Origin of the sequence: Paenibacillus sp. FSL M7-1455 (assembly GCF_038004655.1) — a bacterium.
Taxonomy (GTDB): domain Bacteria; phylum Bacillota; class Bacilli; order Paenibacillales; family Paenibacillaceae; genus Paenibacillus_AQ; species Paenibacillus_AQ cookii.
The window spans coordinates 3100240-3126023 of record NZ_JBBORO010000001.1; the positions used below are offsets into that span (position 1 = coordinate 3100240).

22 protein-coding genes, 3 pseudogenes and 1 riboswitch are annotated in these 25784 nt (G+C 51.7%); of the genes and pseudogenes, 6 read left to right on the top strand and 19 right to left on the bottom strand.

The window, feature by feature from the left end:
* Positions 1 to 244: 244 nt before the first annotated feature.
* The 5 genes from NYE48_RS14325 to NYE48_RS14345 form a co-directional block, all read right to left on the bottom strand.
* Positions 245 to 2062 carry an IS1182 family transposase gene (locus tag NYE48_RS14325; protein ID WP_340999140.1) on the bottom strand — a complete coding sequence of 606 codons (1818 nt, stop codon included), beginning with the start codon at positions 2060 to 2062 and terminating at the stop codon, positions 245 to 247.
* 138 nt (positions 2063 to 2200) lie between these two features.
* The gene (locus NYE48_RS14330; protein WP_340999141.1) at positions 2201 to 2659 is read right to left on the bottom strand and encodes an AAA family ATPase; all 459 of its coding nucleotides are present in this window, start codon (positions 2657 to 2659) and stop codon (positions 2201 to 2203) included.
* Between the two features lie 140 nt (positions 2660 to 2799).
* A complete protein-coding gene (dnaA, locus tag NYE48_RS14335) occupies positions 2800 to 4128 on the bottom strand; it encodes a chromosomal replication initiator protein DnaA (RefSeq protein ID WP_246537060.1) in 1329 nt (442 codons plus the stop codon).
* 297 nt (positions 4129 to 4425) lie between these two features.
* The gene (locus tag NYE48_RS14340; RefSeq protein WP_340999142.1) at positions 4426 to 4728 is read right to left on the bottom strand and encodes a hypothetical protein; all 303 of its coding nucleotides are present in this window, start codon (positions 4726 to 4728) and stop codon (positions 4426 to 4428) included.
* A 185-nt stretch (positions 4729 to 4913) separates the two neighbouring features.
* Positions 4914 to 6104, bottom strand: coding sequence for a cytochrome P450 (locus NYE48_RS14345; RefSeq protein WP_340999143.1), 1191 nt, complete (start codon positions 6102 to 6104; stop codon positions 4914 to 4916).
* Positions 6105 to 6524: 420 nt separating this feature from the next.
* Here NYE48_RS14345 and NYE48_RS14350 point away from each other — a divergent pair, with 420 nt between their 5' ends.
* Positions 6525 to 7202: a class I SAM-dependent methyltransferase gene (locus NYE48_RS14350; protein WP_340999144.1), complete on the top strand. Its 678-nt coding sequence runs from the start codon at positions 6525 to 6527 to the stop codon at positions 7200 to 7202.
* Between the two features lie 88 nt (positions 7203 to 7290).
* Here the strand turns inward: NYE48_RS14350 and NYE48_RS14355 are convergent, their stop codons facing one another.
* The 7 genes and pseudogenes from NYE48_RS14355 to NYE48_RS14385 form a co-directional block, all read right to left on the bottom strand.
* Complete coding sequence (locus NYE48_RS14355) at positions 7291 to 7674, bottom strand: hypothetical protein (protein WP_340999145.1); 384 nt, start codon at positions 7672 to 7674, stop codon at positions 7291 to 7293.
* 212 nt (positions 7675 to 7886) lie between these two features.
* Positions 7887 to 8486, bottom strand: a complete 600-nt coding sequence (locus NYE48_RS14360) for a GNAT family N-acetyltransferase (RefSeq protein ID WP_340999146.1) — start codon at positions 8484 to 8486, stop codon at positions 7887 to 7889.
* 210 nt (positions 8487 to 8696) lie between these two features.
* Complete coding sequence (locus tag NYE48_RS14365) at positions 8697 to 9440, bottom strand: DUF1961 family protein (RefSeq protein WP_340999147.1); 744 nt, start codon at positions 9438 to 9440, stop codon at positions 8697 to 8699.
* 49 nt (positions 9441 to 9489) lie between these two features.
* A pseudogene (locus tag NYE48_RS14370) lies at positions 9490 to 11055 on the bottom strand (exo-rhamnogalacturonan lyase family protein); the annotation flags it as partial.
* A pseudogene (locus NYE48_RS14375) lies at positions 11046 to 12542 on the bottom strand (APC family permease); the annotation flags it as partial. The pseudogenes NYE48_RS14370 and NYE48_RS14375, both read right to left, overlap by 10 nt.
* 139 nt (positions 12543 to 12681) lie before the next feature.
* Positions 12682 to 12844, bottom strand: a riboswitch (cyclic di-AMP (ydaO/yuaA leader).
* Between the two features lie 188 nt (positions 12845 to 13032).
* Positions 13033 to 14559 carry a cardiolipin synthase gene (locus tag NYE48_RS14380; RefSeq protein WP_340999148.1) on the bottom strand — a complete coding sequence of 509 codons (1527 nt, stop codon included), beginning with the start codon at positions 14557 to 14559 and terminating at the stop codon, positions 13033 to 13035.
* Positions 14560 to 14812: 253 nt separating this feature from the next.
* Positions 14813 to 15172, bottom strand: coding sequence for a winged helix-turn-helix transcriptional regulator (locus tag NYE48_RS14385; RefSeq protein ID WP_036713278.1), 360 nt, complete (start codon positions 15170 to 15172; stop codon positions 14813 to 14815).
* A 134-nt stretch (positions 15173 to 15306) separates the two neighbouring features.
* Between NYE48_RS14385 and NYE48_RS14390 the strand changes: the two genes are divergently transcribed.
* Positions 15307 to 15936, top strand: a complete 630-nt coding sequence (locus tag NYE48_RS14390) for an NAD(P)H-dependent oxidoreductase (RefSeq protein WP_340999149.1) — start codon at positions 15307 to 15309, stop codon at positions 15934 to 15936.
* Between the two features lie 143 nt (positions 15937 to 16079).
* On the opposite strand, the gene NYE48_RS14395 is transcribed toward NYE48_RS14390, so the two are convergent.
* The 3 genes from NYE48_RS14395 to NYE48_RS14405 form a co-directional block, all read right to left on the bottom strand.
* Positions 16080 to 17036: an iron-hydroxamate ABC transporter substrate-binding protein gene (locus NYE48_RS14395; RefSeq protein WP_340999150.1), complete on the bottom strand. Its 957-nt coding sequence runs from the start codon at positions 17034 to 17036 to the stop codon at positions 16080 to 16082.
* Between the two features lie 112 nt (positions 17037 to 17148).
* Positions 17149 to 18066 (bottom strand): NAD(P)/FAD-dependent oxidoreductase, encoded by a 918-nt coding sequence (locus NYE48_RS14400; protein ID WP_341000662.1) that lies wholly within the window; start codon positions 18064 to 18066, stop codon positions 17149 to 17151.
* Between the two features lie 60 nt (positions 18067 to 18126).
* Positions 18127 to 18636, bottom strand: coding sequence for an RrF2 family transcriptional regulator (locus tag NYE48_RS14405; protein WP_340999151.1), 510 nt, complete (start codon positions 18634 to 18636; stop codon positions 18127 to 18129).
* Positions 18637 to 18934: 298 nt separating this feature from the next.
* Between NYE48_RS14405 and NYE48_RS14410 the strand changes: the two genes are divergently transcribed.
* The 4 genes from NYE48_RS14410 (at position 18935) to NYE48_RS14425 (ending at position 21820) form a co-directional block, all read left to right on the top strand.
* The gene (locus tag NYE48_RS14410) at positions 18935 to 19159 is read left to right on the top strand and encodes a hypothetical protein (RefSeq protein ID WP_340999152.1); all 225 of its coding nucleotides are present in this window, start codon (positions 18935 to 18937) and stop codon (positions 19157 to 19159) included.
* Positions 19160 to 19178: 19 nt separating this feature from the next.
* On the top strand, positions 19179 to 20219 hold the full coding sequence (locus NYE48_RS14415) for a DJ-1/PfpI family protein (protein ID WP_340999153.1): 1041 nt from the start codon (positions 19179 to 19181) through the stop codon (positions 20217 to 20219).
* Between the two features lie 51 nt (positions 20220 to 20270).
* A complete protein-coding gene (locus NYE48_RS14420; protein WP_212951272.1) occupies positions 20271 to 20918 on the top strand; it encodes a DUF2306 domain-containing protein in 648 nt (215 codons plus the stop codon).
* 116 nt (positions 20919 to 21034) lie between these two features.
* Positions 21035 to 21820 (top strand): DJ-1/PfpI family protein, encoded by a 786-nt coding sequence (locus NYE48_RS14425; RefSeq protein ID WP_340999154.1) that lies wholly within the window; start codon positions 21035 to 21037, stop codon positions 21818 to 21820.
* Positions 21821 to 22122: 302 nt separating this feature from the next.
* Here NYE48_RS14425 and NYE48_RS14430 read toward each other — a convergent pair whose 3' ends face one another.
* The 4 genes and pseudogenes from NYE48_RS14430 to NYE48_RS14445 form a co-directional block, all read right to left on the bottom strand.
* Positions 22123 to 22839, bottom strand: a complete 717-nt coding sequence (locus NYE48_RS14430; RefSeq protein ID WP_212951268.1) for a hypothetical protein — start codon at positions 22837 to 22839, stop codon at positions 22123 to 22125.
* A 187-nt stretch (positions 22840 to 23026) separates the two neighbouring features.
* A complete protein-coding gene (locus tag NYE48_RS14435) occupies positions 23027 to 23773 on the bottom strand; it encodes a GntR family transcriptional regulator (protein ID WP_212951266.1) in 747 nt (248 codons plus the stop codon).
* 69 nt (positions 23774 to 23842) lie between these two features.
* A pseudogene (gene frlD, locus NYE48_RS14440) lies at positions 23843 to 24625 on the bottom strand (fructoselysine 6-kinase).
* 66 nt (positions 24626 to 24691) lie between these two features.
* The gene (locus NYE48_RS14445) at positions 24692 to 25705 is read right to left on the bottom strand and encodes an SIS domain-containing protein (RefSeq protein WP_340999155.1); all 1014 of its coding nucleotides are present in this window, start codon (positions 25703 to 25705) and stop codon (positions 24692 to 24694) included.
* Positions 25706 to 25784 lie beyond the last annotated feature (79 nt).

Genomic DNA, 25784 nt, shown 5'->3' on the forward strand with positions numbered 1-25784 from the left:
TTTACTCTGGACCGGGCCCGGTATGGTATACCAGGCCGGTTACCCGGTTACATCCGCAGGACCAAAGATCCGGGCGATCTAAGGGTCGTCTATGCCGGACCGGTATATTCGCAATTGCATGCCACTCAAAAGGTGTTCGCTCCGTTAAATGAGGCCATGCTTGAGCTGTATTCGAAATACAGCCGGGAAGAGCTGCAGACCGTGCTGGATTACGTGACCCACTCCAATCGGATCCTCCGGAATCTCACCGAGAACCTTCGCAAACCGGCGCAGGAGGAACAAGAAAGGGGCTGTCCAATAAGTCCCCAAAATAAAAAGTTGGTCGGAAAAACGTCATGTTTTCCGTCCAACTTTTTTTGTTCTGTCGCTTTTGCAGGAAAGTAGCGAGGCGGATGCCTGCCACCTTCAGTAGATTGTGGGCCAAAGCCACAATCCCAAACTCGGTGTGAACCTTCTCCAGCCCTCGCAAGGAGAACCGCCGGAACGACCGATTGCCCTTGATGTGACCGAATACGCTTTCTACCTCGACTTTACGCCGAGCATAGATCGCGGATTTCTCGTCATCCTCAAGGGCTTTTTTGGCCTTTGCTTTTAGTTCTTCCCAGATCGTATTCCAGTGTACCTGGCGGTTCCCCTTGGCCTTGGTGCAGCTTGCCTTGAATGGACAATCACTGCAATCTTCACATTCATATATCTTAAAGCTTTGTTCCAAGCCGGAAGCATTTTTTTTCGTTTGGTATTTCTTAAAGCGAACATACCGGCCATTCGGGCAAACAAATCGGTCATCGCGCTCTTCATACATCCAGTTCGAGGCATGCCGAATGTCCTTCTTGTAGCGACGCGTTTTCTCTTTCATATAACTGCCGTAAGGAATGAGAAAATCAAAACGGGACTCTTTTTCTTCGCCCATCGCATACAAATAGTTCTCTTCGCTACCATAGCCTGCATCAGCAATCACCGTTTGGGGCATCGGCAAAGAAGACGCGGCCAATCGCTTCATATGCGGGATGAAAGAGCGCGTATCGGTGGGGCGCTGGTGGATACTGTAAAATAACACGAACTGGTTTTCTGTCGCCATTTGCACATTGTAACCCGGTTTCAGCTGACCATTCTTCATGTGGTCTTCCTTCATACGCATAAACGTGGCGTCCGGATCTGTTTTGGAGTAGCTATTGCGATCGCCAAAGCACGCCTTCTGCTGCTCATACTTGGCGAGCCGAGGAAGAAAGTCCTCCCGAATTTGTTTCAGTGGCTTCTTCAAGGCACTGCGCTCTTTGCGTAAGGCTTTCCGTTCTTCGCTGTCGTTTGCCTGAGCGATTTGTTCGGTGAAATCCTCCACCTTTTCTTCCAGTATGGCGGCTGCTTTTTCGAGTCTTGCAGGGAGTTCGTCCGGTTCTGCCGCCGCGTATCCGCCAGCTTCTTGCTGCGTGAGCGTATGAATATGCGCAAGGGCCGCCTGCACCTTTTCCTTGAGCTTCTCTTCAAAGTGAAGGGTGGATTTTTTCCACACAAAAGAATACTTGTTAGCATCAGCTTCGATCTTCGTGCCGTCTAAAAAGTAGTTCTCCATCGTGATGTAATTGTCTGCGATAAGCTTTCGGATCATCGTTTCAAACAGCTCGTCCATAAATGCCTTCATGCGCACGCCACGGAAGTCGTTCAAGGTGCGGAAGTCGGGTTGCTGCATCGCTGCCAGCCACATAGCCGGGAGGTTTTCTTGCAGTAGCTTTTCAATCCCGCGACAAGAGTAGACCTTTTGCGAGTAACCGTAAAGGATGACTTTGAGCATCATTTTGGGATGGTAGGAACTGCGGCCTCCGCCTGTGTAATGAGCAAACAATTGCTCATCCGGGATGGCTTCAATCATTTCATCAATCACACGCGCCACATGGTGGGTAGGGATACGCATCTCCAGATCAAGAATCATCTGAGCCTGTCTGTTGTCATAGGGTTTGAAGGCAGGGGCAAGGCTTCGCTTGGAAACTGCTTTTTCTTCCAAATCCCCTAGAGGAAGTATCATTTGCATGGTATACTGTTCTGTAGTAGTCATTTGATTACGCATAAAAACCGTCCTTCTGTAAAATGGTTGTCTGGTAACTTTCATTTTACAAGATCAGACGGTTTTTTTGTGTTATTTTTTGCATTCAACGAAAATGGGCGGACCAGAAGTCAGTTTTCACTGACTTTCTGGACAGCCCCTTCACACCTCTTCCACCACGAATTGCCCATCTTGCGACCTAACCCAAAAGAGCTCATCGAACCCTTCATGATATGAAGGCGTCTCCAATTTCTTCAGCGTGCTTTTGATTCCGATGTCGGCAACCCGTTCTTTTCCCTGCCTGGTTTCGTTTCTTTCGAGCGATAGCTCATAATCCGGCACGAAGTAGTATCCTATGACCTTGAATCGATGTTTCTTGGCGACCTCGATATATTTTTGCCTATCGATTCTTGTCGGATTGGTATTATCGACGACAAACGGTTGTTTGGCCTGGATCGAAGCGTCAACAAAAATTTGCTCCCGATGTCTTGTTTTTAACATATCGAGGTTAATCCGTACATGGGTTTTAAAAAAATTTTCTTTATAGAAAGTCGACTTCCCGGAAGCTTGGATTCCGACGAAAATGATGCATTCCCTATTGCCGAAATCGACTTTTTTCAATTTTCTTCACCTTTTTCCATCACGGTGTCGTCATTCCTTCTGGATGCCAATCTCACCCTAATATTTCCATTCATTTTAATCGCCGTTTGATCCGAAAGCAAGTCGGAATATCGATGTTCCCTGCCCAAACGTAAAACGATTTATACCCGCGGCTGTACCCGGCTCTTAATGTGCTCGGCCAGCTTGGCGACGGTTTGCTGAATTTCCTCGTCCTTGCGGATGACGGAAGCGATTTTTTCATGGGCATGAATGACCGTGGTATGATCCCGCCCGCCGAAGGCTTCGCCGATCTTGGGCAGCGAATGGTCCGTGAGCTCCCTCGAAAGGTACATGGCGATTTGTCTGGGAAAAGCGATGGCTTTTGTACGTTTTCGCGCTTTGAAATCATCCGGTTTAAGTCCGTAGTAGCTCCCTACTTGCTCCTGAATGTCCTGGATGGAAATGGTTTGGGGCCGGGATGAGGGGATGATATTTTTTAAGGCTTCGGCCGTCATATGCACGGTAATATCCTGATTGATCAACGAAGAATAGGCGATGACGCGGATCAGGGCCCCTTCGAGCTCACGAACGTTCGTATGGATATGGCTCGCGATATATACCATCGCTTCATTCGGGATGTCGAGATGTTCCGCTTTGGCTTTTTTGCGCAGGATGGCGATCCGGGTTTCCAAATCCGGCGGCTGAATGTCCGTGATCAGTCCCCACTCAAAACGGGACCGCAGGCGTTCCTCCAGCGTGGGGATCTCCTTGGGCTGGCGGTCGCTGGATATAATAATCGCCTTCCCCATTTCCTTCAAGGCATTGAAGGTATGAAAAAACTCCTCCTGCGTCTGCTCCTTGCCGGCGATAAACTGGATATCGTCGATCAGAAGGACGTCGATGTTGCGGTATTTGTTGCGGAAGGCTTCTCCGCGGTTGTTCATGATGGCATGAATAAATTGATTGGTGAATTTCTCGGAAGAGAGGTACAGCACTTTGGCCTGCGGATTGTGCTCCAGCACATGATGGCCGATGGCGTGCATCAAATGGGTTTTGCCCAGTCCGACGCCGCCGTAGAGGAAAAGCGGGTTGTACGCCTTGCCCGGAGCCTCCGCCACCGCCAGCGCCGCCGCATGGGCAAAGCGGTTGCCGAGACCGACGACGAACGTGTCGAACGTATATTTCGGATTCAAAGCTGCCGCATAGGATTGTTCAAGCGGAGGAGGCTCTTCGATCGCGACCATGGACTGGGAGGAAGCCTGCTCCGAAGCGGCGGCCAGTTCATCCTGCGTAACGATGTGAAGCTCGGGCCGGACCTGCAGGCATTCACGAACGGCGTCGGATATAAGCTTGGCATATCGGTTCTCCAGCCATTCCTGCGTAAAGGTATTCGGCGTGCCGATGACCAGGATATTATCCTGCAGGCTTACAGCCTTCGTGGACTTCAGCCAAGTATCGAAACTGGGTTTGCTGATCTTCTTCTGAATCATAGACAGGACCTCGTGCCATAATTCCTGGACTTGCCTTTCCACGGGCGTTCAACTCCTTATACGTTCAGTAAAACGAAATGATCATCCCGGCTGAGCCTATGAAAAAAGCACCCGTTCTTTCCTGCAAATGCTGTTCGCGGAACCTTCGCAGTAAACGGATGCCTGTGATCCTGATGCTTATGTACAGGCTGCTTTTACTATTCTATCATAAATCGTAGCAGCCTTGAAACGCCCGCATCTATCCGGCATGGGCATGAGCTGGAAGTACAAGCGGCCTTATTCGGACCGATGCTTCGATTAAAAAAAAGAAAACCGCATATAATATCCCCCTTGCACCGATGTTTGCGAACCGTACAACAGCAGCAAACGCAGATCCCGGTCTGAGTATTCCTTCGCGGCATGTTTTAATGAAATCCCGGAATCCGGAGAATGCACCAGCGTGCCGTCCTTGGGATCAATGGCAATCTCCACTTCATGATCCGGCTGGAAACTCGCATAGTGAAAATTCAGCCAAAGCTCCCTACGCTCCGAGTAGAAGCTGCTCGTCAAATATATGGTTCCTCCTTCCGGCTTCAGCAGCGTCCGGTCGAATCTTAACATGGTGTCATCCCCCGGCCGCTGCTTTGAGCGCGTTTGCCTAACCTCCAAACGTTTTATTTTTTCTTCCATGCGGCAACCGTTTTTTGATTTGCCTTGCATTCGGGTCACTTTTGCATATAAAAACGACAGCCCTGCCCCGGAGCCCGGGAACAGGACTGTCATGAATAACAGGATATACCCTAACCTTATCTGCGGTCCATGGTCATCGGGTAGTTTTTGACGCCGAATACAAAAGAGCTCTGAATCGGCTGCATGGTGCCGCCTGGTTCTCTCCTAAGATTTTTGAATCGATCGAGCAGCGCTTGGAACGCTATTTTCCCTTCCAATCTGGCAAGGGGCGCCCCCAGGCAGAAATGAATGCCGAACCCAAACGTCATATGCGGATTCGGCTTGCGGTCCAGACGGAAAGCGTCCGGGTCGTCAAACCGGGATTCGTCGCGGTTGGCGGCCCCCACCCAGGAGATGACCTGCGCGCCCTTTTCAATGGTCCGGTCCCCGATTTGCACCGTATCCTTCGCAATGCGTCCGATCGCAACGATCGGCGGGTAATAGCGCAGCACCTCTTCAATAAACGCCGGAATAAGCTCCGGCGCCTGATACAGCTCTTCCTGAAGCTCCGGAATTTCGGTAAGCACGCGAACGCCATTGGTCATCAAATTGGTCGTCGTCTCGTTTCCGGCTGCCAGGAGCAGCACGCAGAAGCTTACGATCTCCTTTTCCGTGAGTTTCTCCCCTGCGATCTCCGCATTCATAAGCGCCGTGATCAGATCGTCCTGCGGCTCGATGGCCCGCTGCGCCATAATCCCCTTGAAATAGTCGTACAGCTCCCCCATCGCTTTCATCCGCTTATCGGTAATCCGCCGGAAAGCTTCATCGGACAAATCGTCGGCGCTCTCCACCAGAACGTCGGACCAGTGCTTGAATAGCTCCCGGTCTTCTTTCGGCGCACCCAGCAGCTCCGCTATGACGATGACCGGAAGCGGCGTGGCAAAATCACGCGTCACGTCCATGGCGTTCTCCGGTACCGCATCCAACAAATGCTCGGCGATGGACTGGATGCGGGGCATCAGCTCCTGAATCGCTTTTGGCGTAAATGCTTTGCTGACCAGATCGCGCATTTGCTTGTGTTTCGGAGGATCCATGAACAGGATGGAGCCGCCGGCTCCTGCCCCTCTTTCGGAGGAGAAGGTTTTCGAATCCTTTAATATGCGCTGCACATCGTCGTAACGGAAAATATCCCAGCAGCCGCGGCTGCCGTCATAACGCACGGGCGTTTCGTTTCGAAGCCGGCGCAGGATATCGAACGGAAACAATCTATTTTCCGGCGTCGCAAGCTCCGTCATGTTCAGCATATTGGCGTATTTCACTTGGTTCATCGGTCCCCAGTCCTTTCCTTTATGTCTGCGAGCTTAAGTCGTGTTGTGAGAGGTCCGTCGTGTCTTGTCTAAACCGTTACAGTTCTCAAAAAAATCATAACATGATCCAAATCGGCCTCTCGACTTACCGTGGTTGTGTTTTTGCTAGGTACTTAAGCATGATCTGCTATCCTTTTCCCGCAAAAAAACAGGATTCAAGCCATGGCAAACAGGCCCATGGGATCGTGATAACAAAAAAACAGAGCCCGGAAGAATCAAAATCTTTCACGGACCCTGATGATGGATCGGGCGTGCATTTGCGGTGAACTAGTTCGCCTCTTATAGGTTTCATCTATTATTCCTATTTGAATTATATATTTGTGCAATAAGATCTTGGACTGATACAATAACGGTAAACATTGCTTTAAGGGGGAACTAACGATGGATCCGAACGTAAAAAAGCTGTTTGATTCCGGGGCGGACGATTACGATTGGCAGAGGCGGCAATTGATTCCTTGCTTTGACGACTTTTACGGCATGGCCGTGTCTTTGGTCGAGCCGGACGAACGCAGTCCCCGGATATTGGATTTGGGCGCAGGTACCGGACTGTTCGCCGGCCTCGTCCTTCAAAAGTATCCTGAAGCCAAGCTGACTCTCATCGATTTCAGCGACAAAATGCTCGAAGGCGCACGACAAAGATTCGGTCCATCGGCCGATGTTCAATATGTTGCCGCCGACTACTCTAACTACGATTTTACGGATTCGTACGATGTGATTATTTCCTCCCTGTCTATTCACCATCTGGTTCACGAAGAAAAACGGAAGCTATTTTCCGCCTTGTTCAAAGCCCTCCGTCCGGGAGGGATATTCGTGAATGCCGATCAAGTGCGCGGCAGCACCCCTCAGACGGATGCCTATTACAAAGAGCGATGGCTGGCATCCGTTAACGCAAGCGGTCTTCCCCGGCAAGCGATTGAAGCCTCTATAGAAAGAAGGAAGCTCGACATTAACGCTACGGCGGAGGAACAAATCCAGTGGTTGAAAGAAGCCGGATTCGGCGATGTGGACTGTATGTACAAAAATCTGGAGTTTGCCGTTTTTTATGGCAAAAAATATTAGAACAAGCCATTCGAAGGCCACCCTATTCAGGATGGCCTTCTTGCATGAAATCGGGTTTCAAGTTCACGTTCACGTTCAAGTCAAAAAATCATGGCTCAACGGGTACGCTTTTGGTTTTGAAATCATTAAAGAACCATGTCTTGTAGGCGTCGATCGGCCGATCTTTCGCGCCCTCAAAGCCAGGCCCATAATATGAAGCGAAATACTCAAACTGGATGACGTCTTTTTTCGTGCCGAAGAAGCGGATTATGATATCGGGATACCTTCGTTCGTCCTTGGAATAGTGTTTGAAGTACGACTCTTCGATTACCGTCCGTTGGAAATCGGATGAAAGAGCTAGTGCTTTCGCCTTCATAAAAAGCTCCTGATCCTCTTCGACGTCCGGCTTGCGATCGAGGTAATAGTTGATTTCAATTTGCGTGGGCGACATTTGGAGTTCCATATCTTTAATTTCTTTATGCTCGGAACGCATCTGCTTTTTAAAGCCGCTCCATTGCTCGGTTTGCAGCGTTTTATGGGACATGCAGCCGGATAAGAAAACGAGAGCATCAAAAAAAGCCGCGAGAATCGCAGCTTGTCATGCATCTATGTTCTGTCATATATTGCGAGGTAAGCTCCGCCTGCTGCTCACTTCGCGGGGACATCCAGTAACTCGGAATCGTCGCCAACTTGAATCTTTGGCTCCTAAGTTTCCGTATAACTTGAGGCAGCGCGTTCACCGTTCCGGTCAAATCCTCGCCTGTTCCGCCATTCATCTTTTAAAAGACCATAATAAACCAGATCGTCATATTCGCCGTTTTTTAACACGTGCTGCCTTAACGTTCCTTCGTATTTCATTCCCAATTTCTCCATCACCTTTCCCGATGCAGGGTTTTTCCCCAAGTGTCGGGCAAATATGCGGTTTAATTTCAGTGGTTTGAATGCATAGTCGACGATTCCTTTTGCTGCTTCCGTGCAGTATCCTTTGTTTTTGTATTCTTTTCCGATCCAATAGGATAGTTCCCCATGATTGAATTTGTTATTGTATCCTATGCATATGGCGCCGATTAACTCGTCTTTTTCCTTATGTACAATGGCCAATTCAAGCGATCGGTCCCCGTTGAAATTGTCCGCATGCGTACCGATCCATTTTTCGGCGACGCCGTCCTCATATGGATGCGGAATATATAAAGTCGTTTCGGCCACATACGGATCCCCCGCCAATTGTTGGACCACCGGGGCATCATCTAAAATAAAAGGCCGCAATACGAGTCTTTCTAACGAAATGGTCGGCAATGTTTTCATTGGCAACTCCCCCTTTTTACCTTCTTTATGCCGCATGGTCCTCTTCCCCTTTCGACGCACGCGGCGCGCTTGCTCAATTTAATCGATTATACTTCAACATCCGAGGGTTGTGGGAGAATTGTTCGAAATGCAAAAAAAGAGGATGTCGCGAAACATCATTGGCGCGATGTTCACGTACAGCCTCTTCTGATGATTACCGGCTATAGTTCCCTATCCTTCCCGTTTTTCGGCATATACGGCGACATTCGCGTATTCGCCGATCAAAGGCGCCATCTGGCGGAAACCGAGCTTGCCGCCTGCAAGCGGAGGTCCGTACGTTTCGCCGTCGTCCTTCCACGAAAAAACCGGAAGGTCGTTAACGGCAAACGTAATGCAGGGTCCGTTTTTTACGATCAGCATTCGGTAGGGCCCGGCCGCATCCATGACGCCCGGAATCGGGTCTGCGCCTTGCGCGACCAGGTGAAAACCGTAGCTTTTGCGCAAATTGCACGAGTGGAATTTCCGCTCCTCCGCCCATTTCCTCCGGAAATAGGAGACATGGAAGGCGTTGATTTCGCCGTGATGATACTGGTCGTATTCGCCCGTACGCGGCTTGATCGAAGGATCGAACAAATCCCGGCCGTCCGTGCCGTTTGCGCTAAAAAACATGATCGCCAGTCCCGGCTCGCGCACCGGCCAAAACTCCCATGACACGGCAACGTCGGCCGGAAAATCCTCCGGGCACCACAACACGAAATTGGCGCGTTGTCCCTCCGACTCGTCGCGGACGCTTTCGAGCCGCATCCGGCCCAAGGGAAACGTAACGGCAGCCTCGCCTTCCATCCGAAAACCGGCGATATGTTCCGGCTCGGCAAGCGGGTTAACATATATCACGTCCCAAACTTCGGGGATGAGAGTGCTTTTGGCCGTTTGCACTCCCTTTGCATCGGGAAGTTGCGGTTGCCCTGTTCCCATCGACTTCCTCCTTTCCTTCGCGGCGGGGCTGCCTGTCGGCCGTCCCCGGTCACGCATTGGCTTTTTCCCGTGATGAACAGGCATGCTCAGGCAAAGCGTCCGGGATGAGCGCCAAACTGATGATCGTATTCAACGACCACTGCGACGCCTCATTCGTGTTCATCCACTCCAATTCCTGCACCTCGTCGACATACGTCACGGTAGCGGCGTCCCTTTCCAGGTCGACGGTGGCAAACGGGTGGTTCAGCAGCGTCGACCAGGCAAAATCGGCCGTCCGCCGATCCTTTCGGTACCAAGCCCCGAATGCGACGATCGCGAGCGTCAGCACCGGATGCTCAAACTGTTTCGTGCTGATGGTCCCGCCCGTGATTTGATCCTTCTCTGCCTGGGAAAGGTTATAAAAAACGCCGAAATCGGCCATCATTTCATCCCACTCTTGATCCTTCAGCATGCCGGACAACTCGAACCATACCTGCGGCGCGCCCATGCACAAAGCCAAATGGCGCCCCCAATTATCGTCGCCCATGGAAGCCAGCACGCCCGTTTTCGGGTCATAGCCGTAAGTAGGGCCGGAAATCAGGCCGAAATTCGCCTGCTTAAGGCACTGAATGCCCGTTAACAGCTTGTCGCGATAGCAGGCGTCTTCTTTCCGTTCCCAGCGGGTCATCCAGTTCGAGCTGAATGCGGCCCAGTCCGGGCCGACCCGGATATGGGTCGGATGTTCGTCTTTCGGGAAATAGGCCCGCATCGGATCGATGTGGACGGTCGTATAGTCGGCATCCTTTGCTTCGTCCATCATGTCGCCGATTCTTTCGTCCCCCGTCAAATAATAATAATAACGGTGCAGGCCGGCCATGCCGATCCGTGCTTCCTTGCAGCCGCAGCCCCAATGGACGACGTTATGACGCGAACCGAGCCCGGCGTATTCGCCGAAGTGGTACACGTCGACCTCGCTCGTATGACGCGTCATCGCTTCCGCCATCCGGAAAATATCCTCCCGTCCCGTACGCAAAAACATCAGCCACAGCCACATGTTCGGGGCCAATTCGGTATTTTGCCATGCGCAGCCGCCGAGGTCGTAATTCCACGCATGGCGCGCCGGATCGTAGCTGTGCATGAAATCGCCGTAATCCCAGAAGCCGTACCAGCGCCGCTGCTCGACCTCTCTTTGGTAGAAGGCGACAATGCCGTCCAATTGGTCTTCAAGATGCGCTTTGGCAGGCGTTTCCCGATCCGGCAGGCTCCAAATCCCGAATGCGCCCTGCTGCCGCAAATAAGCCGGCTCGCACGCAAGCTGTGGAGGAGAGTCGTTATATTCCGCGTAAGCTTGCAGTTCCGGCGGGCTTGGGGTTGCTTCGCGGCACCAGATCGTCAGCTCGCTTGTGTTGCCGACGCCGTAGGGGGTTGCGCGCATCTCCTCCGCGCCTTCATAGGATGATTCGACATGCGTTTCGGTATCGTAATGGCGCATGTCCATGGCCGGCGCTTCCGGCGACCAGAACCAAGCCGTCAGCTGCGCCTCGTCACCCGCAAGGCCGTGCGCCTCCATACCGGCGGGATGTTTTTGCCAGAAATGGCGCATGGCCAGCGCAAGCCCTCCGCCGGGTCCGCCGACAAGGATTGCGCATAATTCAACGAATGTTCGACCACGTGCGTGATGCCGGACACCGGAAGGATGACGACGTTTCCTTCGATCGGAACCGCCGGTTCGCAGGTCGACAAGCGAAGCTGCTCGCCCACCGCTTCATAATGCTTCTTGATTCTGTGGAACAAATACACGATCAAGGGCAAAAATATCAACACCGGCCATATTTGCGGGAACTTGGTCACGAAAAACATGAGCGATACGGTGAAGCTGATGAGCGCGCCGATCGCATTGATGATAAGTTTCGTTACCCAGCCTGCGGGTTTTTCCCGCACCCATTTTACGATCATCCCCGTCTGCGACAACGTAAAAGGAATAAAGACTCCTACCGCATACAGCGGAATCAAATGCTCCGTTTGCCCGTGGAAGGCAATGATCAGCACGATCGACAGCAGCCCAAGAATGATGATGCCGTTGGAATATCCGAGGCGGTCGCCCCTTACGGTAAACATTCTGGGAATGAACCGGTCTTTGGCAAGATTCACCGCCAGCAGCGGAAATGCGGAATACCCCGTATTCGCCGCCAAGATCAAGATCAGCGCGGTGGTTCCTTGAATGATAAAATACATGAAATTGCGCCCGAAGGTTTCCTTGGCGATTTGCGATACGACCGTTTCCTGCCCATTTGGGGAGATCCCCAAATAATAAGCCAGGAACACGATACCCGAAAAAAGCAGGGCCAGCAGAATGCCCATGGCCATTAACGTTTTGGCTGCATTTTTAGGGGCCGGATCTTTGAAATTCGGTATCGCGTTGGATATCGCCTCGACGCCGGTCAGCGCCGAGCTGCCCGATGCAAAAGCTTTCAGCAGCAGAAACAAGCTGATCCCTGCCACCGGCGTGCCGACTGGCGTATGCAGGTTAGGCGAAACCTGGCCGGTCGCGATATGGTACAGCCCGACGGCGATCAAAATGAACATCGCCAGCGCGAATAAGTACACCGGATACGCCAAGATGGAAGCCGACTCGGTGACGCCTCTCAGATTCAGGAGCGTAATGAGGATAACAAACGTGACTGCGATCGCCACCGTATGCTCATGCAGCACGGGAAACGCCGACGTGATGGCGTCCGTTCCCGCCGAGACGCTCACCGCCACGGTCAAAATGTAATCGACCAACAGCGAGCCGCCGGCCACCAATCCAGGGTATATCCCCAAATTTTGCTTGGATACGACGTATGCTCCCCCGCCATGCGGATAAGCGAAAATGATTTGGCGATACGAGAGAATCAATGCCGATAATAAAATAAGGACCCCGATTCCTATCGGAATCGAATACCAGAAAGCCGATGCGCCGACCGTGATCAGCACCAGCAGGATCTGCTCGGGACCGTAGGCGACGGAGGATAACGCGTCCGAGGAAAGTATCGCAAGTGCCTTCTTTTTGTTGAGCTTTTGTTCTCCCAATTCCGCAGATTTTAGAGGACGTCCAATGAGGAGCCTTTTTAACGCTGCCATCGTGTCATTCACCGCCACTGTTCAAGTTGAAGTTCCATGAAAGTATCCTTATTGTTTCCCCTTTTGGCCCATTTGGGCACACCAAAAAAAGCCACAGGAAAGTTGGGCTTTCCCGCGGCTTTCAAAAGCGCACGACAAATCCTTCTTTCATAACGCCTACGAGGTTAGCTGACGGATTCGGGATTGAAAGTATCCCTACACTCGACCTGCGAACATAATCAAGTGATTCACCCCTGGGACGAAGTTCCCTTCCTCCCGTTGGTTCCCCCGCTTCTGAATACAGAATTCAGCGATCAAGGAAAATGACAATTCAGGATCACAAGTTCATTTACGAATGAAATCATACTCCCGGCGGATACTTACTGTAAAGAGGCAAAGAATCATATTGAAGCGCGAAAACGGGCAAATTGAATCCATGGCATCGCTTACAACGGCTGCATCCTGTTTTTTTTGGCCGTAGCCATGGTTCACGCCTGTTTTTGGCCGACGCTTAGAGCAGAGGCGAAATAAGCCTCATCAGCGATTCCGAAATACGTTTCGGAATGCCTCGTTTCTGGAAGGAGTCCCAAGCGATGCGGACGGAGTCCTTGAAATCCTGCTCAAAATCGCGTTTGATGTCCAACACGGTTTCGGATTCGTAGAGCACCGCGGCAAGCTCGTAATTCAGCTCAAAGCTGCGGATATCCATGTTGGCCGTGCCGATCGATGCGATTTCGTCATCCACCAGCACGATTTTGGCATGCATAAAGCCGTCTTTGTAATGATATATAGAGGCTCCCGCCTTAAGGAGGGGCGTAAAGTAGGATTGGGATGCCTGGTCGCTGATCACGCTGTCGCTTTTTCCCGGGTACAAAATACGTACATCGATGCCTGCCGCCGCGGACAACCGCAGCAATGTTAATGTTTCCTGATCCGGTATAAAATATGGCGTGGCGATCCAAATCGATTTTTTTGCCGACGCCATGATGGCCAACAGCGCGTTGCGAATGCTTGTATCCTCCGAGCTTGGGCCGCTGGCGACGATCTGAACGGCCCCATTCGCCGGGACCCCCTGATCCGGAAAATACGACCTGTTCATGTAAGCGTCCCAGGAGTAATGGTTTTGGCCGCTGGTTGCGTACAGCCAGTCTTCCAGGAAAATGGCCTGCAGTTTATAGAGCGCCTTTCCTTCGATTTTCAAGTGGCTGTCGCGCCAGACCGGGAATTTTTTGGAACGGCCGAGATATTCGTCGCCGACGTTCAGCCCTCCGGTAAAACCGACAACGCCGTCAACGATGACGATTTTGCGGTGGTTACGGTAATTGACCGTTTCAAGAAGCCAAGGCGAAAAAATAGGATCAAACTCGACGACCTCGATGCCGGCATCTTTCATCGGCTGCAAAAAGCGTTTACGCAACCCGTTGCTGCCCAATCCGTCAAAAAGAAAACGTACGATCACGCCCGATTCGGCTTTGCGGATCAGCGCGTCCCGAATAGCGGTACCGATGCGGTCCGAACGATAAATATAATACTGGATATGGATATGATGCGCGGCCTTTTCGATGGCTTGCAAAATTTCCGAAAAGGTTTCGTCGCCGTCGGTCAGCAGCCTGGTTTCGGTTTCCGTTGCTGCCGGGCCGCCGCCGAACCTTTCAATGACCTTGATGACATATTCCGACCTCTCGCTTAACAAAGACAACGGGGCCAAATTCAAACGCCTGCCCGCCAAAATCTCCCGGAACAGCTTTCTCTGTTCTTCCGCCCGGTGCAAATGTTTTTTCCGTCTCCAGCGGCTTCTGCCAAAAAGCAAATACAACAGCACCCCTACCGCCGGAAGAAATGCCAGGATCAAAAACCATGCCAGCGTGCTTTGCGGCGAACGGTTTTCCATAAAAATGATGAAGCCGATGCCTATAATGGAAAGCGGCCATAAAATGCCGATCAGCGTCGACAGGCGGATCACGGACCTGTTCATGACAAAAAGGCCGATCAGCACCAGGACTACGACGATCACGATTTGAAAAACGCGGTTTTTCATATGTAGTAAAATCCACCTATTCTCCGATGTATAATTGGGGTCCGACTAAAGTGTACGTTCTCATCCTGCTCCTCTCCGCGAAAAAATAAGGACATGCTGCTCTCTCAAAAAAATCAAAATCCTGCTGATACACCCTTAAGGTACTGCTTATGCCATTTTAAATACTGCATGACGGTATGTCTATACATGCTGGTTAAGCTGCTTGCTTTCCCCCTGAATCATCAAAAAAACGGACAAGCAATCTTGTTGAACGCTAGTCCGTTTCCGTTTGTTCATTGTTCCCCTTATGGAGCTGTTTTCGCTGGACATGGGCCAATCCCCATTGATGCAAGGCTTCCAAAATCGGAGACAGGCTTTTGCCGTATTCCGTGATGGAGTACTCCACTTTCGGCGGTATTTGCGGATAAACGACCCGTTTAACGATCTCTTCCTCCTCCAATTCGCGCAGATGGAGCGTAAGCATCCTTTGCGTGATATCGGGCAGCAATCTTCTTAGCTCATTGAACCGCAACGGTTGGCCCTGAAGCAAATGATAGAGGATCATCGGCTTCCATTTGCCGACGATCGAATCCAAGGCTACGACGAATTGGCATTGGGCAGGGTTCTTTGGCATACGTTCGCCTCCTTTTCAGTACCTTTTTTGATACTATACCACATTATTGTGCCTACTTACCATAAGTAAGTATATATTATATGATCAGCATTGGAAGTGAAATTTCATTTAATAACAGAAGGGAAGTTTGAACCATGGCAACCGTATTGTACATCACAGCGCACCCCCTGCATCCCGAAGAGTCGTATAGCCTCGCGGTGGGCGCGGAATTTATTGAAGCATACCGTAAAGCAAATCCGGCAGATGAAGTCGTTCATTTGGATCTGTATAAAGAAAATATTCCGCAGATCGATGCCGATGTTTTAAGGGGGTGGGGAAAGCTTCGGTCGGGTTCGTCATTCGATCAGTTGTCCGAAACGGAGGAATCAAAAGTAGCTCGTCTTGAAGAAATTCTTCATCAATTCATGGCAGCCGATAAGTACGTTTATGTCTCCCCGATGTGGAATTTTTCGGTCCCGCCGGTGTTGAAAGCATACACGGATGCGACCTCGATTCCGGGCAAGACTTTCAAATATACCGAAAATGGTCCTGTAGGACTGTTGCCCGGCAAGAAAGCCTTGCACATTCAAGCCAGCGGTTCCGTTTATTCGGAAGGTCCTCTTGCTCCGATTGAAATGGGATTCAGCTATCTGAGCAAGATTCTGCGGTTTTACGGGATTGAATCAGAGGCTATTTTTGTGGAAGGAACGGCAGTATCGGAGCAGGCACCATTCGTAAAAGAAAAAGCGATTGCACTTGCTAAGGAAGTTGCGAAACGTTTCTGATTCGTATAAATTATTCCTGAATCATAAAAAAGCCTGTTGAAATTTTTCAACAGGCTGAACGTACACCTCTGATTTTCTTTCCGTGATGCGGCCTTCTTCCGGTGTGAAGCTTTTCGTAATTTGCCCGTTCATGAGAGGACGGCTTATTTTAAGAAACCTTCTTTGAAGATGTCCAGCAGATGTTCAAGCGTCGTCGGATCGCTGTAAGACGAAGCCTCTGTGTCGATTTCGATCACATGCTTGTTTTTGACGGCCGGGATATTCCTCCAGGTGTTCGTTTGCATAAACGAGTTGTCTCCCGCCGCGCTTCTGCTGAGAACGATGTAATCCCCGGCATAATCGCTAAGCACTTCCGGGGAGAGCGTATAGTATCCGGGGCCAAGCGCATCCGCTTTGACCTTCTCCGGCATGTTCAGCCCCATCGCCTGATACAGCAGCTCGGTTCCGCGCGCCCAGGCGTTGCCGAACACGTAGAAGTTTTTCGAGTCGGTCTCGAACACCGATACGGTCGCGTTTTCGCCGATCTTCTTCTTAATTTCTTCTCCGATTGCTTTAGCCCGTTTCGAAAAGTCCTCCACCCAAGCTTTCGCCTCCTGCTCCTTGCTCAGCAGCTTCCCGATTTCAATCTGCTGCGCCAAATAGTCCCTTTTTCCCCACGTATAGGCGACGGTAGGCGCGATTTGTTCCAGCTTTTTGATATTTTTGCTGCTGGCGTCGGCAATGATCAAATCCGGATTCAGCTCGATGATCTTCTCCAGATTGCCGTCGGAGACGACCTCAACCCCTTTGAGCTTCCCGGTGAACAGCGGATTTTTCTCCGTCCATTCATCTACGCCGACGAGCGTTCCCCCGAGGGAAAGCACGTTCGGCGCGTTCGTCAGAGCGACGATCCGCCGCGGATTGGCCGGCACGTCGACCGGGCCCAGCTCGGATTGATACGTGACTCTTTCCGTGCTCGCCGCAGACCCGGCCGCGGCTGATGCCGGTTCGTTCGCGATCGGGCCGGCGCTCGAGGGATGTTTAGAGGCGTTGTTCCCGCAAGCGCCGAGCAAGATGACGGACAACATAAAAACGACGGTCAAAAATAACTTTTTATTCATTTCCAGGCCCCTTTAATTAATATTGATTCTCAATATCATTTAATGAAATTACAATACCAATTTTTATTAGGGGTGTCAACGAATATCCGGTGACCCTGCTGCGGTCAAATCGTTAGCCGTCTTGTCTCCAGGCCTCCAGGTTCAGTTCATTGTTGAGCGCCGCCGCGGTAAACGCCCCTTTAGCTGCGGCCGCAACGGCCTGATGCAGCCGCGACGCCGCATCTCCGGCGGAATAGACGCCCGGAACGGTCGTTTTTCCAAAATCGTCGACGACGACCATCCCATCCTCCGTTAAGCGGCAACCGATCGCTTGCGGCAAGTCCGAGCCCGTCGTCAGCTCCGGCTTAAAAAAGATCCCCCTGCAAGGAATGGACGTGCCGTCTTCCAGAACCACTTGTCGCACGATCCCCTCGTTGGATTCAATGTTAAGGATCGGCGATTCGAACAAAGGCACTTGATGCCGCCGGAGTTCTTCCCGCTGATCGTCCGTCAGCCCGGCGGGGCCGTTCGTGCAGACCGTAAAACGATTCGTCCATCCGGAAATTAGCGGTGCGAAGTGCATCAGATCCGCCCCTTTTACGATAACCACGAGCGGCTCGTCCCTTAATTCCCAACCATCGCAATACGGGCATACAAACGCGCTTTTCCCGTAAACCTCAGCCAGCCCGGGAATGTCGAGCGGCCGATCCTTCATTCCGACGGCAAACAGCAGCTTTTTGCTCGCATACAGGTTTCCTTGGGCCGTTTTGATTTGAAAATTCCCATCCTCGCCCGCAACTGATACGGCCGTATCCTCCACGATAGTGACCGAAGGATAGGCGCCAAGTTCTTCTTTCGCAATACGCCGAAATTCAAAAGGGCTGACGCCGTCGCGGGTAAGAAATCCGTGGGTCTCGCGGGTAACCGAGTTACGGGGTTTGCCTTCATCGATCACCGCAACATGCTTCCTCGCCCGCCCAAGCATAAGGGCTGCATTCAGCCCGGCCGGTCCCCCGCCGATAATTACCGCATCCAAAAGTTGTTTTCTCATCATCATCTTTTTATACCTCCATAGATCTATAATGTCCATAATTAAAGCGCAAGAAGTGTATCACTTCTTGTTTGCTTCCGGATTGCAACGCTCCAAAGCCTCGTTCAGCACCGTTTGGATCGTATGTTCCCGCAAATACTGGTGAAGCTGGCGTTCCGCGCCGAACATCACTTTCTCGATCAAACATCCGTTTTTCCCCGGGCCTTCCTGCTCTGTCGATGCAGTCCCCTCTTCTGCCAACAATATATGCTGCCGCGATTCGGAAGTCGAGCATTCGAACATGCCCTGTCTTCCTTCAATCACTTGTATCACGTCCAGAAAAGTAATCTGATCCGCCTGCCGCGCAAGCTCATAACCGCCGTTCACTCCCGGTACGGCACGTACGATCCCATCCTGTCTCAGCTTGGACATGATTTTGGATAAGTAGCTTTCCGAAACGCCAAGCGTGGCGGATAATTCCTTGATCCCGACGTTATGGCCTTTGTGGCCGTTGCCGTTATGAGGAATCTTCGCGAGAGCCAAATGAAGCAAGGCGTGCAGCGCATAATCCGTACTTTTGGAGAACTGCATGGTTTGCACCTCCTCTCTAACCATTATCATTATTATGGATATCTAATATCTATAATATTCGAATGGTGGCAAAAGCGCAAGTCCCCTATTTTGAATCCATCATTCCTCATCATATTCTGCATATGTCCAAACCCGCTCAACCCTTTCGAAGGTTGCGATGCCATGTTGATTGTTTTGTGATCTTTTTACGGCCTGATTTGAGATATTCGTTTGTTATGATACATCATGCAAAGCACGGCCAGGGTGGAACCTAAACCGCGCTCGCCGCGACACAATACCGGATGAAGGAGGTTTTCAAATGGGCTTGGACAACGGCCATTTTTCGTTTTTCCCGTTTGGCGCATTATTTTTTCTGACGCTTTTTAGTTTTGTTGCCGTTCGAATCTATGCTATCAGGCAGCGGTACAAGGTTCAGGGAACAAAGGATCCCGAATTCGCTTCGATTCTAAAAAGCCGGATGGCGAAAGGCGAACTGGACGAAAACGAATATCGCAGGCTGAAAGATCTTCTGGCAAAAAAATAAAGTTTAGGAGGTTTGGCAAATGCTGAACGTTCAAATCGTGCTGTTTGACGGCTTCGACCTGCTGGATGCCATTGCGCCATTCGAGGTTTTCAGCGCAACTTCATTGCATGCCAAAAACGCGGTAAGCGTACAATTCGTCACCGCCGAAGGACCAAGATCCGTGACCAGCGGCATAAACGGGTTGAACATCGAGGCAAGCGGCACGCTGGATCCGGAGCAATCCGGAATCATCCTTGTGCCCGGCGCGTCCGGAGAAATCGAGGGTGACGGTCCCGATTCGATCCCGGCGATTCTGGGGCGGGCGGTACATACATCAGTCATCGATTTGGTGGCCCGGGCGCTTGGGCAACAAGGCGTCATTGTCGCTACGGTATGCGGCGGTTCTCTGTTGCTCGCCATGGGGGGATTGCTGGAGGACAGACCGGCCGTCACGCATCATCTGGGCATGGAATTGCTCGGAGCGACCGGCGCTGTACCCGTTCCGGCACGTGTCGTGGACCACGGCAATCTGGTTACCGGAGGGGGCGTCACCTCAGGACTTGACGTATCTCTTTATTTGGTCGAGCGTGAGCTTGGGCCGCGCATCGCGCACGCCGTAGAACGGCTGTTTGAATATGAACGAAGAGGAACGGTATGGAGAGAGACCGGAATGGCGCTAGGCCGTCAGGACGCCTTGACGGGAACCGAACCGAGCAGCGCATCGGATGAAGCTCCCGAGGTACATGAACGCCCGAGCCCGGATCGCCTTATCGCGCGAGCCTCCGATTTCGACGGGGATTGGGATACGGTGATCGCCACGCCGGTCGGAAAAATGCAAGTCAGGCTGTCCATATCGACCCGACATGGGACGATACGCGGCAAAGCGACTCAGGGAAATGAAACGGTTGAGTTTATCAATCCCGTTCTCGAGGACAACATGCTTACCTGGATGCTGCGGATCACGAAACCGATGCGCCTCCATTTGAAATTCGAGGTTGCCGCCGACGGGGACCAAATGGTCGGAAGCGCCAAGGCCGGCATGCTGCCGGCGTCGAAATTGACCGGCATGCGGATTTCCTGACGGAAAGCGGCATCGGCAACAAAAATAAAAGCCGCGGAGGTTTGGCATGACATGATGAAACGAAAAGCGCTATACACGCTTCTTGCCTGTGCAAGCATCTTATTTATCCTTTACGCCCTGACGCAAAACTATATCATCGATCCCGGAGCCGAGGCATTTTTAAGCCATAAAACCGGACTGAAACGGGAGCTGAATCTCCCCGCTTGGTTGAACGTGATGTACGTCCATGTCGCGTTTGCCTGCATCGCCATGGCGGCGGGCCTGCTTAATTTTTCGAATCGCATGTTCGAAAAAAGCCGCCGATTCCATCGCGTCAACGGCTACGTTTATTTTCTATCCGTGCTCATTGTCGTGCTGACTTCCGGATACATGGCTCCATACGCCACCGGCGGCAAATTAAGCGGCATGGCGTTCAATGCGCTGAATATCATCTGGCTGCTCATCAGCATCACGGCGCTTGCGCAAATCAAAAAGAAACGGATCGACCGCCACCGGAACTGGATGATCCGAAGTTATGCCTTTTGTTTTACGAACCTGTTCATCCATCTCATCACTTCCCTTTTCCACCGGGGATTCGGAATGACGTACGTCACCAGCTATACCATTAGCATCTACGTCTCCATCGTACTGCTGCTGATTATTCCTGAAATCATCGTTCGAAGGATCGGGCGGACCGGAGATGCTGCCATCGCCTCGTAAATAAGGCTGCCTGCCCGCCTGTTAGATGAATTGCAGGTGTTCCTTGTATAAAATACTCCAAACGCTAAAAAGGCTCCGATCTTAAAGCCGCATCAGCGAGAAAGGATAAGTATTCCATGAAAAAAATTTTAGGATTGCTCATGGCCATTTCGCTGGTCATAAGTTTATTGGCTCCTGCAGCAAGCGCTGCATCGGCAGACAAAAAAGAAGCTTCCAAGGCCAATAGCCTTCATGTGCAGATCGTATTGTACGATGGGTTTGACCTCATGGACGCGTTGGGGCCGTATGAAGTATTTGCGGCCGCGGGCATGTTCGCCGAAGGAAAGGTGTCTGTCGAATTGGTGTCGGCGGAAGGCAAACGTTCCGTACCGAGCGGCCTGAAGGGGCCCGCCCTGGAAGCTCAGGCCGCCTTAAATCCGAATCGTCCGGGAATCATCGTGGTGCCCGGGGCTTCGGGCAAGCCGGCGGGAAATTCGGAAGATGCCGTCCCGATGATATTACGGCAGGCCAAAAATACAGACTTGACGCGTTTGATAAAACAGGCTTTGGATAATAAGAATGTGACCGTAGCTACGGTATGCGGTGGTTCTTTGCTGCTTGCCATGGACGGTTTGTTAAAGGATAGACATGCCGTTACGAATCAAATGGGCATGGCTGCGTTAAAAGCCGCTGGCGCAATTCCGGTCAATGCCAGAGTCGTGGAAGACGGCCCCCGGCTGGTGACCGGCGGAGGCGTAACCTCGGGACTGGACGTGGCGCTGTATTTGGTCGAGCGTGAGTTAGGTCCCCGAATCGCCAATGCCATCGAAAACTTGTTCGAATATGAACGAAAAGGCACGGTATGGCGGGCCGAAGGCATGATGCCGACCGACTTTGGGGCGAATTCCGCTGCAATCCGTTGACACCTTAAAACTTCAGCGGTTACCTGAAAGAAGTGTCGTTGGTGAATGAACGGCACTTCTTTTGTCGCAGGTCACCCCACTTACAAAATGGGGATGAGGATGCTCCAAAGCGCAGTTCTTCCGCCGATCACTGCCCTTTTTCTAACCAACATGCCATGTTTCTAAGATGATTTTCGTTTCGACCGGCCCCAATAAAAAAATGCCGCCTATTGGCGGTCGGAAGCTTCTAATGCACGCAGAATATTTTTTTGTTCTTCCAACAATTCGTCAATTCGTCGTTCGGCATCATACCTTGCATGGGTTTAAAAGGTTATGGTAGCTCTCCAGGAACCTCCGCCTTGGGTACAACGATACGTTCCAGTTACCGTTCGGCCGTCGCCGGAGAGGGTACCGGTGTATTCACAGTTGTTTCCGTCGCTGCTGTTTCTCCGCAGAACCTGGACATTGTTGCCGTATATGTTGATCGTCAACACGGCCGTGATTTCCTGAGCTCCGGGCATCGTCCATCTGGCGTCGAAAACGTTGCTGTTCCCGCGGCGGGTCCATACGCCGTTCCATCCGCCCTCCTGCTCATGCCAGATTCGTCCCAGGCGGGCTCTCTCGCGATGAATGATGGTTGCCGTCCAAGTGCCCTGACCCCGGATGCAGCGAAAATTGCCGCTCACCGTTCGGCCGTCCCCGGAAAGCGTGCCGGTGTACACGCAGGTATTCCCGTCGCTGCTGTTTTGCCGCAGGACATAAACGAAATTGCCAAACATATGGATCGTCAACACGGCCGTGATGGCCTGAGCCCCCGGCATGGTCCAGGTAGCATCGAACGTATTGCTGTTCCCCCTTCTGCGCCATATGCCTCTCCAAGGACCTTCCTGCTCGTGCCATTCGACTCCCAATTCCTGCTGACGTACTGCAGGATCGGAGGCTTCGGTCGGATAACCGCCGGGATCATTCACGACGCCGTAAGCATACGGGTTGTAACCATGGGGCGCATAACCGGACGGACCGTAATGGTATGGATACATTCATATTCTCCTTTACTGTACCGATTTAGCAACATAATATGACGGGATAAATGCCTATGTGACTTGCAAACGCCTAAATTGGGCTCATGCCGGCGTGATTTGCTCATAAAAAAAAGCGTTAAACCTCCGCTAAAGGAAGGTTTAACGCTTAATGTGACAGACAATGCAAAGCGGTCCTGCTTGAAATCTATGACTCTTCATGCACCTGCTTGGCCCGATGAACCGTCAAAGTCACCCGATTCGTTTCGCACATGAACGTGGAGAGATGCACAGGCTCATCTTTCGCGTCGAAGGCGACTTTCAAAATCCGGAACAAATTCGCCCCGACATCGCATTCGAGCAGCCTGGCATAGTCCTTCGTCGCGCTGATGACATCGATTTCTTTATCATTGCTTACGATTTCCGTTCCGTATTCCTCGGCCAAAATTTTATACGTGGACTCGTTCATCGCGATTTTTTTCTCCAGATCGGGGAAGCGGGTCAGCGAATAATGCGCGATATCGTAGAACAGCGGACGCTCATTGACATACATGAGACGCTCCAACTCCAGGACAGGGCTGCCGACATCAATCCGAAGATGCCCGGCCACTTCTTCGGTCGCTTCGATGACGTTGCTCCGCAGAATGCGGGAATTCGGAATCATGCCAAGCTGGTGGCTGAACTCCGAGAATCCGCTTACAGACAGCAGCTCGTTGTGAAATTTGTTGGACGCCACAAAGGTCCCCCGCCGCGGAATCCGGGTTAGGGCCCCTTCCCGCACCAATTCCTCGATCGCCTTGCGGATCGTAATCCGGCTCACGTTATAAATGTCGCATAGCTCGGCTTCCGTCGGGATTTGCTCATCCGGCTTGTAGCGCCCGTGCTGGATGTCATTCTTCAACATTTGCCGGATCTGCATATAGAGCGGCTGAGGGGTTGAAGGATTTAAATTCATTGAACATTCATCCTTATCCATCAATGATCTTTTCTTATCCCTCTATTATACATTGATGGTCCCGCCCAGTCACCATGCGGCAAAATAGCCGATGGTTTTTGCGGCCCTTTGCGCCCCTTGCTCCAAGCATCTTTCGACCGGAAGCCCTTTCAAAGTCCCGTAAATAAACCCGGCGATAAAAGAATCCCCGGCCCCGAGCGTATCGATGACCTCCACTTCGACGATGCCGTGCTTATAAAATCGAACGCCGTCGTATGCCAGCGAGCCGTTTTCGCCAAGGGTAGCCACGACGATTCGGGAACCCCCAGCCTTGATTTTCTTCATCAGATTCCGGATATGCTCGTCATCCTGCGTATAAGACAAAAACGGATAGTCCACATAAGGCGCAAGCGTCGTCACGAGTTCATGGTCCAACTTATCGGCAAAGTCAAAAGAGGTCAAGAGCCCCTTTTCTTTAAAATAAGGAAAATAACTGTCGGCATGGCCTCAAATGGCGGAATGGACGAGCTGGAACGACTCCGTAAACCGAAGATCCTCCGGGCTGAGGCAGAAGCCGGCCATTACGCCCTCCTCATAATCGCCCAGCTTTCTTTCGTTGCCTGCCATTTCGACGTAGGTGATCGCAGTGGTTCCTTCTTTTGCGCAAACCCTTGACGTATCCACGCCCTTCCCCTGAATCGCCCGGACCATGATCTCCCCGTAACGGTCGGTTCCTACCCAGCCGATATAGGCGGTGTCCGCGCCCAGCTCGGACAAATAAACCGCCACGTTCACCGGGTTTCCTCCCGGGTAAGCCTCACCTGTCGATTGATACACGTCCATGCAGTTGTCTCCGACGGTCACGATTCGCATCTTCTCTCACCTTCCCCGTGTTCAAAGAAGGAGTGCCGGATGGCATCGCAGCACTCCCGATCCGTATTAATATTCCATTTTGCGGTAGTATCTTCTCAGCGTCAGCGGATGGTTTCTTTCGCGTTCCAGGTAGACGCTGATCCGGCTGAGCAGCGCCCAGTTGATGCTGACGGCGAAATGTTTCCGGAACTCGTCGCTGATGCCTTCCATCGCAAAGTCTTTGGTGTCGATTACCGTCAATCGCTTCGTGACTTTTTCGGCAAACCGCTCTACGCGGTCCGTCAGCGGCCGGGTTTCATCCTCGCCCTTCAGCAGGATGACGCTGGTATCTTCCACCACCAGCTCGAGCGTACCATGGAAGAACTCGGCCGCATGAATCGATTTGGCCTTGATCCACTGCATCTCTTCCAGCACGCACATGGCGTACGAATACGTGTTTCCCCACAGGTTTCCGGAACCGACCATCATGTGGTAGTCGGTGTCTTTATGCTCAATGGCAAAAGCCTCCGCCTTGTTGTCGAACGTTTTGACGGCATCCAGAATGGCCCGCGGAAGCAGGGCGACTTCCTTCGTGAACTGCTCGTATTGAGGAAATTCGTTACGGTTATGCATGAACCGGAATACGACCATGTACAGAAGCATGAAAAACGTATCGAAGGAATGTTTCTCCGATCCCGTCGTGATGCAGTGGTCCACCAGCTTGGTGATCGGGGTATCCGGCTCGGCTACCAAAGCAAAGGTTGTTGCTCCCCGCGCTTTGCAGTATTCGATGGCCTCGATCGTCTCTTTGGTGGTTCCCGATACCGAGGTGAAGATACATACCGAATCCTTGCTGAAATGCTTGTTGTTCATCACGACGAATTCGGCGGCGATTTCGGCATGCACGTCGATCGCCGAGCTGGATTTGAGGATATATTCGTAAGGGTACATCATGGCGATCGTGCCGCCGGCGCCGATCATGAAGATGTTGCTGTATCCTTTCCGGCAGATCCCGTCCACAATCTCCTCGATTTGGCTTCGATAAGCGAGTCCTTCTTTTTCAACGAGTTTCAGGAATAGCTCTTCATCAAAATTAAACATTGATCGTATCCTCCTGTACTGGAGCAGGTGCAGCTCCGATTCTTTATTTGTTATGTCTTGTATTATAACTAGATAATAC